Origin of the sequence: Streptomyces sp. NPDC050743, assembly GCF_044456925.1 — a bacterium.
In the GTDB taxonomy this organism is placed as follows: domain Bacteria; phylum Actinomycetota; class Actinomycetes; order Streptomycetales; family Streptomycetaceae; genus Streptomyces.
In genome coordinates this window covers 9478-16950 of the sequence record NZ_JBITGJ010000120.1, presented here as the reverse complement: position 1 = coordinate 16950, position 7473 = coordinate 9478, and the positions used below count along the sequence as shown (strand labels likewise).

Below are 7473 nucleotides of genomic sequence, written 5' to 3'. Positions count from 1 at the left end.
CCCTTGATCCACGGCACGTTGATCCGGCTGAAGGTCGAGCACCTGCCCGGCGACCGCGACCCCAAGCCGGTGTGGCTGTGGTCCTCGCGCACCGGGATGACCGGCGCAGACGTCGATGTGCGCTGGCAGGCGTTCCTCCGCAGATTCGATCTTGAACACACCTTCCGGCTGTTCAAGCAGACCCTGGGCTGGACCGTCCCCAAGGTCCGCGACCCGCACACGGCCGACCTGTGGACCTGGCTGATCATCGCCGCCCACACCCAACTCCGCCTCGCCCGCCCCCTCGCCGAGGACCTCCGCCGACCCTGGGAACGGCCCACCGAGCCGCGCCGGCTCACCCCCGCCCGGGTCCGCCGCGGGTTCCGCCACCTCCGCGTGAAGACCGCCCGTCCCGCCGCCGTGCCCCAACCCGCCAAGCCCGGACCCGGACGCCCACCCGGCTCGAAGAACCGCAGGCCAGCCCCACGTCACGAGCCGGGGAAGACCGTGAAACGAATCGAAACCCTCACCGAACACGTCCGCCTGAAACAGCAGCGAGGGTAAAGATCAAGCTCAGAGTCACTGCCCACACACCTCACCTGCGCCGACTGCCGTCACGAGTGGGCATGGGAAGAAGGGACTGGCACCCCGACGGGTTGACCCGGTCATTAAGACTCCGCCGACCTCATCGATACCCTGCGGATCTCTGCTCCGAAGAGATCGGCAATGGAAGACCGCACGCGCTAAACGAGATGCTCGACACCGCGCGTAGCAGCAAGCGGGTGGCCCACTGGCAAGGCTCGGCGGGCCAACCGGCAAGCCGCGTCGCGGGTGTGTCGGCGGCTGACCCTAGGGTGCCCCTGTGAATGTGGATGATCTTCAGTGGCAGTTGAGCAACCTCGGCGGCGTCCTGCCGCGGATCGTGGACGAAATCCTCGAACGCGGCGGCTTGGAGGCCCTGGTGGAGGCGGCATGGGGGCGTGAGGACTGGTTCTGCGCTGCGGGTGCGGTGCGGGGGTTGTGTGCAGTGGGGGACTTCGGACGGGCCTGGACGGTGGTGGCGCCGTTCGCGGCTACCGGTTGGCAGCCGGCGGTGCGGGCGGGCGCCGACGTCCTGTTGCGGTGGGGCCGCGTCGACCAGGCGCTGGAGCTGGCGCACCCCAAGAGGCCGCAGCAGAACGCGGTCGACGCGTGGCGGGACTACGCCGAGGCGCTGGTCCGGGCCGGGCGGGTGGATGACGCGATCGCCGTACTCGACCCGCACCTGCGCGGCGGGCGCGTGCTGGGGGCCCTGGTGGAGATGACCGAGGGCCAGGGATGCGACGAGCGGGTGCTGGAGCTGCTGGCCCCGATCGCCGAGGAGTTCCGGCGCGACCCGAAGCAGTGCGACGACCTGTGGGGCGTCCTGCCTGCACAGGCCCGGGTCTTGGAGCGGTCCGGCCGGGTGGACCAGGCAATCCGGCTGCTCGGCGCGGACGTGGCCGCACGCCGCTACGGGCCGCAGAACAACGTCAAGTTCTATGCCGAGCTGCTGGCCCGACACGGTCGGATCGAGGAACTTCGCGACCTTGCCGACACCCAGAGGTACGCCGCCGTAAGCCCGTACGTGACGGCCCTGGAGAACCTGGGCCGAGCAGGGGAAGCGGAGGCGTACCTGCGCGACCTCATCGCCGCCAAGCATCCGGGCTGGCACGAGAGCACACTGATGGGGCTGCTCATCCGTCAAGGTCGGGTAGACGACGCGATCGAGGCGGTGGAGCACACGTTCGACGACCTCTACGACGGGAACCTTCTCCAGGCGACCCTGACCGTGCTCGCCGACCGGGGCCTGCACGACAGGGCCCTTGGACTCACGGAAGGGCGCAGCCCCGAATTCCTGGCGGAGAACGAGGAGTTCTGGCTCTGGTCCAACCGGTGGTGGCTGATGGGAGAGTCGGGACGCGCCAGGGAGGCAATCGCGGAGATCCAGGCGTTGCCGGCCGACAGGGTCGAGGACCGCGAGCTGACCATCGCCTGGCTGCTTGCCCAGGACGGCCGCGTCGAGGAGGCCATCGCCCTCCTACTCCCGTTGCCCGGCGAACGGGCCGCGACCGACCTGGCCGAACTGCTGATCCGGCAGGGCCGCCTCACCGAGGCCATTGCCGTCATCCCCGACGTGGCCGCCCAACGGGAGGAGAAACGACGCCTCCGGGCAGAGCGGTAGAAGGCCGCTTCGTCCAACGCCGGCTATGGGTGCGACGACTCATGGACAGGCCCGAATACCGCGCACTTGGAATGACGCTCCCCGCCAGCACCCTGTCACGATCAAACCTGGTCAACCTTTCGGAAGTCACGAGATGGACGGACGTCCACCACGACCTGGTGGGCTTGACAGCAGGCGCGATGTTGCTGGCGCTCGGACTCAAACCCACCGCGACGGAGGATCCGTGGGCTACTCCATCGACGCGCGGATGAAGTCCCGCCTGGCCGTGGCCGCCCTGAACAACGCCGTGGCCCGGCGTGGACACGTCGACGGGTGCATCCTGCACAGCGATCGCGGATCAGTTCCGGTCACGGAAATTCGTCCGGGCCATCGACCACCACCGGATGGCCGGATCGATAGGACGAGTCGGGGCTGCAGGCGACAAAGCGGCCACGGAGTCCTTCTTCAGCCTGCTGCAGAAGAACGTCCTCGACCGCCGGACCTGGGCCACCCGTGAAGAACTGCGGATCGCGATCGTGACCTGGATCGAGAGGACCTACCACCGGCGCCGCAGAGAAGCCGCACTCGGCCGGCTGACACCCATCGAATTCGAGGCCGTCATGACCGCACCGGCCATCCAGGCCGCGGAACCGAACCTGTCACCCAAACCTGCATCAGACCCGGCTGCTTACTCCCGGACGAGGCCAACCAGGCGATCGACAGCCTGAAGGACAGCGGCTTCGCCTGGTTCTCGTTCACCGGGTTCCTCCGAGGATGCCCCGGCCTTCAGGCCGGGGAGGAATCGGACTCCTGCGGAGCAGGGCAGGGATAGCCGGATCGCCGTCAGGGCGATCCGGCGTCCACCCCGCACGGCGGTGATGCCGCCCACCGTGATCGAGAACTCTGCGCCGAGACCACCCGTGAGGCATGTACCAAGTCGCTTGGGCCGCCGGCGTCCTGCCGGTCACCCCAATGACCACGGCCTCGGTCGTGTGGCGCTCGCCCCACTTCACCAGCCCGAGGCAGGGCCGGCAACGTACGGCGCGCCGGTCCGCTCCCCCACCAGGCCTTCCACGTCCGCGAGGGCTCCGATCCACGTGAGCGCTTGCCCGCGGTCCTCGGTGGCGGGCACCGCGCGCAGGATGGCCGGGCTGTCCTCAAGGAGACGCAGCAGTTCGGTGCGGCGCTCGGCATACGAGCGCGGCCGCCAGTCCGTGTCGCCGACGTCGAAGAGGGCGACGTGGACGGTGAAGTCGGCGCCGGATCGCGGGCCACGGCGGCGGGCCCGGCTCTGCAGCTGGTCGAGTGCCACGCCGGAGCTGTCGTTGAGGACTGCGGCGAACTCACCGTCGTGGACGGCGTCCGGCAGGCCGGCGGCAGCGTTTGCGACGTCGGAGAACTGACGGGACAGGTCGGTGCCGTGCTGGCTCCGCAGCCGTCGGGTCACGGTGTGGATCTGGCCTCTCCGGCCATAGTTCTCCAGAATCCGATGTGTCTCATGAGACTGGTTGGCAGGTGGCTTCGACAACCAGACCTGGCCCCAAAGCGCGGGGCCCCGGATTCTCAGCGGTGAGCGCGACGGTTCCATGACCGGTGGGCGTGGTTCGGTATTAGCGTCAGCGTGTTCGGGCCGCGGTGGTGTCGCGGAGGAGTCCGGCGAAGGTCAGGGCGGCGGGGGTGAGCGAGTGGTCGGCCATGCGAACCAGGAGGATGCGGCGGACGGGGGCCGGCGGCTGAAGGGGCAGGACGTCGACGCCGGGTCGGATGCCCTCCAGGGCCAGGGTGGGGGCGAGGGCGACGCCGATGCCGGCGGCGACCATGGCCTGGGCTTCCTGGTAGTCGTGGGCCTCGTAGGCGATGTGGGGCTCGAAGCCGACGGCGCGGCAGCCGCGGACGAGGGCTTCGGCCACCGGGTGATGGTCGGCGCGCGTGATCCAGGGGTCGTCTGCGAAGTCGGCGAGTGAGGCGGCGTCACGGCCGGCGAGCGGATGGTGGTCGCTGACGAGAAGGGCCGGCGGGTCATCGAGGAGTGGGGTGACGACGATGTCCTCCCGGTCGATTCGGCTCCAGTCGTAGTCCCACATCAGCGACATCTCGATCTCCCGGTTCTCCAGCATCGTCCAGAGTCCGGCGATGCGGGAGCTGCGGACGGTCAGCCGTACGTCGGCGTGGGCGTTACGGAAGGCGATCACGGCCTGCGGGAGGAGCGAGGCGCCGACGGTGGGGAAGGTGCCGATGCGCAGTGTGCCCGCGCGCAGGCCGGCGTAGTCGGCGAGTTCGTTTTCCGCGGCTTGCAGTTCGCGTTCGATCCGTTGTCCTCGTTCAGCCAGCGCCCGTCCGGCGTCGGTGAGGGTGACGCCCCGGGCGTGGCGTTCCAGCAGGGGCTGGCCTGCCTCCGTTTCCAGGCGGCTGATCTGCTGGGATACCGCTGACGGTGTGTAGTTGAGGGCGCGGGCTGTTGCGGTCACCGAGCCGCGCCGGGCGACCTCCGTGAACAGCAGGATGCGCCGGACGTCGAGCATGCCGCCACCTCCAGCGTTCACTTGAGCTTAATAGCCATAAAGATTTCCGAGATTGTACTTCACGCTGCCGTAACCCACCGTGGAGGGCACCACGCACGGCGAGACCGTCGGTGGCTTCCCCTTTCATGGCTGTGAGGAGTCGGTTGTGCTGCGTCTGCAGGGCGAGATGATCCGCGGAGGAACCAGCAAGTGCTGGATCTTCGACCACCGCGACGTGGCCGCCACGGGCGTGGATGTCGATGCCCTCCTGCTCGCCGCCTTCAACGCCGCCGACCCCCGCCAGATCGACGGCGTGGGCGGCGCCTCTTCCACCACTTCCAAGGCCGCCGTCGTGCGGGCATCGCCCCAGGCCGGCGTGGATGTCGAGTACGCCTTCGCACAGGTCGGGATCGGCGACGAGCGCGTGGAGTGGGTCAGCAACTGCGGCAACTGCGCCACCGCCGTGGCCCTGTACGCCGTCCACCACAGGCTTGTTCCGATCGCGTCGGACACCACCACCGTTCGCATGCTCAACGTCAACACCGGGGCCCGCCTCACCGGCACGATCCCCACCCCCGCGGGCGTGGCCCCGGAGGAGGGCACGGCCGTGGTGCCGGGTACGTCGGCACGGGGCGTTCCGGTCCTGCTCGGGTTTCAGGACCCGGCGGGCTCGACGACCGGCCGCGCTCTGCCGACCGGCCGGGCACTGGACGAGCTGACCGGCCCGGACGGCCCCGTCGAGGCGTCCCTGGTGGACGCCGGCGCGCCGGCCGCGCTGTTCGAGGCCAAGGCGTTCGGCCTCGACGGCACGGAATCCCTCACCGCGTTCGCCACCGCCGTGCCCGCGCTGACACTGTTGCGCCGTCAGGCAGCGCTGGCCATGGGCCTGGCCCACGAGAGCGATCCGGTCACCCACGCGGTGCCGAAGGTGGGCATCGTCGCCCGACCCGCCCCCTATCGCACCACACAAGGCATACTCGTCAACCAGGACGAGTACGACCTGGCCGTGCGCATGGTCTCCATGCACGCCCCGCACCCGGCGATCGGCCTGACCTCCGCCGTGGCCCTGGCCGCGGCTGCCGCCACCCCTGGCACCCTCGCCCACCGCGTCGCCCGGCAGACCGCCGACGGCACGCTGCGCCTGGGCACCCCCGCCGGCGTGGTCACGACCCAAGCCGTCCCCGTACCGGACGGCGCGTCCCCCACGGTGCTGCTGCACCGCGCCGCCCGGCGTATCGCCCGAGCCGAACTCCTCGTTCCCGTCCTGGAAGGACGCCCCGCATGAGCCGCAACGACGCCGCCCCGGGTACCGTCACCGCACCACCGGGCCGCATCCGCCGCATGCTGTCCCACCTCTACGTCCAGTGCCTGATCGCCGTCCTCCTCGGCGCCGCCGTGGGCGGACTGTGGCCGTCCGTCGGCGCTGACCTCAAGCCGCTCGGCGACGGCTTCATCGCGCTGGTGAAGATGTTCATCGCGCCGATCATCTTCTGCACGGTCGTCCACGGCATCGCCTCCATGGGCAACGCCCGCGCGGTCGGCCGCGTGAGCCTGAAGGCTCTGGTCTACTTCGAGGTGCTGACCACCGTTGCCATGGTGATCGGCCTGGTCGTCGTCAACGTCGTCAAGCCGGGCAGCGGTCTGCACATCGACCTCGCGAGCCTGTCCACCAAGAGCCTGCCGCCGGAGGCGACTACCGCCCACGAGGGCTTTGCCGAGTTCGTCCTCGCCATCATCCCGGCCACCTTGGTCAGCGCCCTGACCGGCAACGAGATCCTGCCGGTGCTGCTGGTGTCGGTACTGTTCGGCTTCGGCCTGCACGCCAGCGGGGCGGCCGGGCTGGGCATCGCCCGGGGCGTCGAGAAGTTCTCCACGGTCCTGTTCACGCTCATCCGCTGGATCATGCGGCTGGCCCCGATCGGCGCGTTCGGCTCGATGGCCTTCACCATCGGCCACTTCGGCCTGGGCACCCTGCGCCACCTGGCCCTGCTGGTCGGCTCGTTCTGGCTGACCGCCCTCTTCTTCGTCCTGGTCGTCCTCGGGACCGTGATGCGCCTGAACGGACTGCGACTGCTGCCCTTCCTGCGCTACATCAAGGAAGAACTGCTGATCGTCCTGGGCACCTCCTCCACCGAGCCCGTCCTGCCGCGCATGATGGCCAAGCTCCAGCACGCGGGCGCATCGAAACCGGTCGTCGGCATCACACTGCCCGCCGGGTACTCCTTCAACCTGGACGGCACCGCCATCTACCTGACCATGGGCTCGGTCTTCCTCGCCCAGGCCCTCGGCATCCACCTCAGTCTCACCCAGCAGCTGACCATGCTCGCCGTCATGCTGCTCACCTCCAAGGGCGCCGCAGGCGTCACCGGCTCCGGCTTCATCGCCCTGGCCGCCACCCTCAGCGCCGTCCCGCACGTCCCGGTCGCCGCCCTCGCGCTGGTCTTCGGCGTCGACCGGTTCATGTCCGAAGCCCGCGCCCTGACCAGCCTGGTCGGCAACGGCGTCGCCACCCTGGCCGTCGCCCGCTGGGAGGGCGAGCTCGACGAGGACCGCGCCAAGGCCGTCCTACGCGGCGACATCCCTTACGCCCCTGCCCCCGCTCCTTCTGCCATGCCGGCCGAGCCCGATCCGAAGGAGACACCCGCACCAACCCGCGACCCCGTCCCCACCGCAAGCTGACATCACATGGGCGGGGCCCCGCGCCGCGCGAGAGGGGGGGGCCCGGCGGCCCCCGCCGACAACACCGCAGGGCAGCCCCGCCCCCCCGCCTCCCCAACCCGGAGGGCCCCCCACCACCCCCACCACACCCAC

At 70.0% G+C, this 7473-nt stretch carries 5 protein-coding genes and 2 pseudogenes; 5 read left to right on the top strand and 2 right to left on the bottom strand.

What is annotated here, in order from left to right; genetic code table 11:
* The 3 genes and pseudogenes from ACIBJF_RS45985 to ACIBJF_RS45975 all read left to right on the top strand — a co-directional run.
* Window positions 1–543 (top strand): annotated as a pseudogene (locus ACIBJF_RS45985) (transposase); the annotation flags it as partial.
* Window positions 544–847: 304 nt separating this feature from the next.
* Complete coding sequence (locus tag ACIBJF_RS45980; protein ID WP_399183497.1) at window positions 848–2182, top strand: hypothetical protein; 1335 nt, start codon at window positions 848–850, stop codon at window positions 2180–2182.
* Between the two features lie 223 nt (window positions 2183–2405).
* Window positions 2406–2805, top strand: a pseudogene (locus tag ACIBJF_RS45975) (DDE-type integrase/transposase/recombinase); the annotation flags it as partial.
* Window positions 2806–3170: 365 nt separating this feature from the next.
* Here the strand turns inward: ACIBJF_RS45975 and ACIBJF_RS45970 are convergent.
* Together ACIBJF_RS45970 and ACIBJF_RS45965 are read right to left on the bottom strand one after the other, a co-directional pair.
* Window positions 3171–3608 (bottom strand): hypothetical protein, encoded by a 438-nt coding sequence (locus ACIBJF_RS45970; protein WP_399183495.1) that lies wholly within the window; start codon window positions 3606–3608, stop codon window positions 3171–3173.
* 169 nt (window positions 3609–3777) lie between these two features.
* A complete protein-coding gene (locus ACIBJF_RS45965; protein WP_399183493.1) occupies window positions 3778–4683 on the bottom strand; it encodes a LysR family transcriptional regulator in 906 nt (301 codons plus the stop codon).
* A gap of 145 nt (window positions 4684–4828) precedes the next feature.
* Here ACIBJF_RS45965 and ACIBJF_RS45960 point away from each other — a divergent pair, with 145 nt between their 5' ends.
* Together ACIBJF_RS45960 and dctA are read left to right on the top strand one after the other, a co-directional pair.
* The gene (locus ACIBJF_RS45960) at window positions 4829–5947 is read left to right on the top strand and encodes a PrpF domain-containing protein (RefSeq protein WP_399183491.1); all 1119 of its coding nucleotides are present in this window, start codon (window positions 4829–4831) and stop codon (window positions 5945–5947) included.
* Window positions 5944–7341: a C4-dicarboxylate transporter DctA gene (gene dctA, locus ACIBJF_RS45955; protein WP_399183489.1), complete on the top strand. Its 1398-nt coding sequence runs from the start codon at window positions 5944–5946 to the stop codon at window positions 7339–7341. The genes ACIBJF_RS45960 and dctA overlap by 4 nt, the downstream gene beginning before the upstream one ends.
* Window positions 7342–7473 lie beyond the last annotated feature (132 nt).

Coding starts and splice junctions, on each gene's coding strand:
- dctA (WP_399183489.1), top strand. CDS start 5,944: ATGAGCCGCAACGACGCCGCCCCGGGTACCGTCACCGCACCACCGGGC.
- ACIBJF_RS45965 (WP_399183493.1), bottom strand. CDS start 4,683: ATGCTCGACGTCCGGCGCATCCTGCTGTTCACGGAGGTCGCCCGGCGC.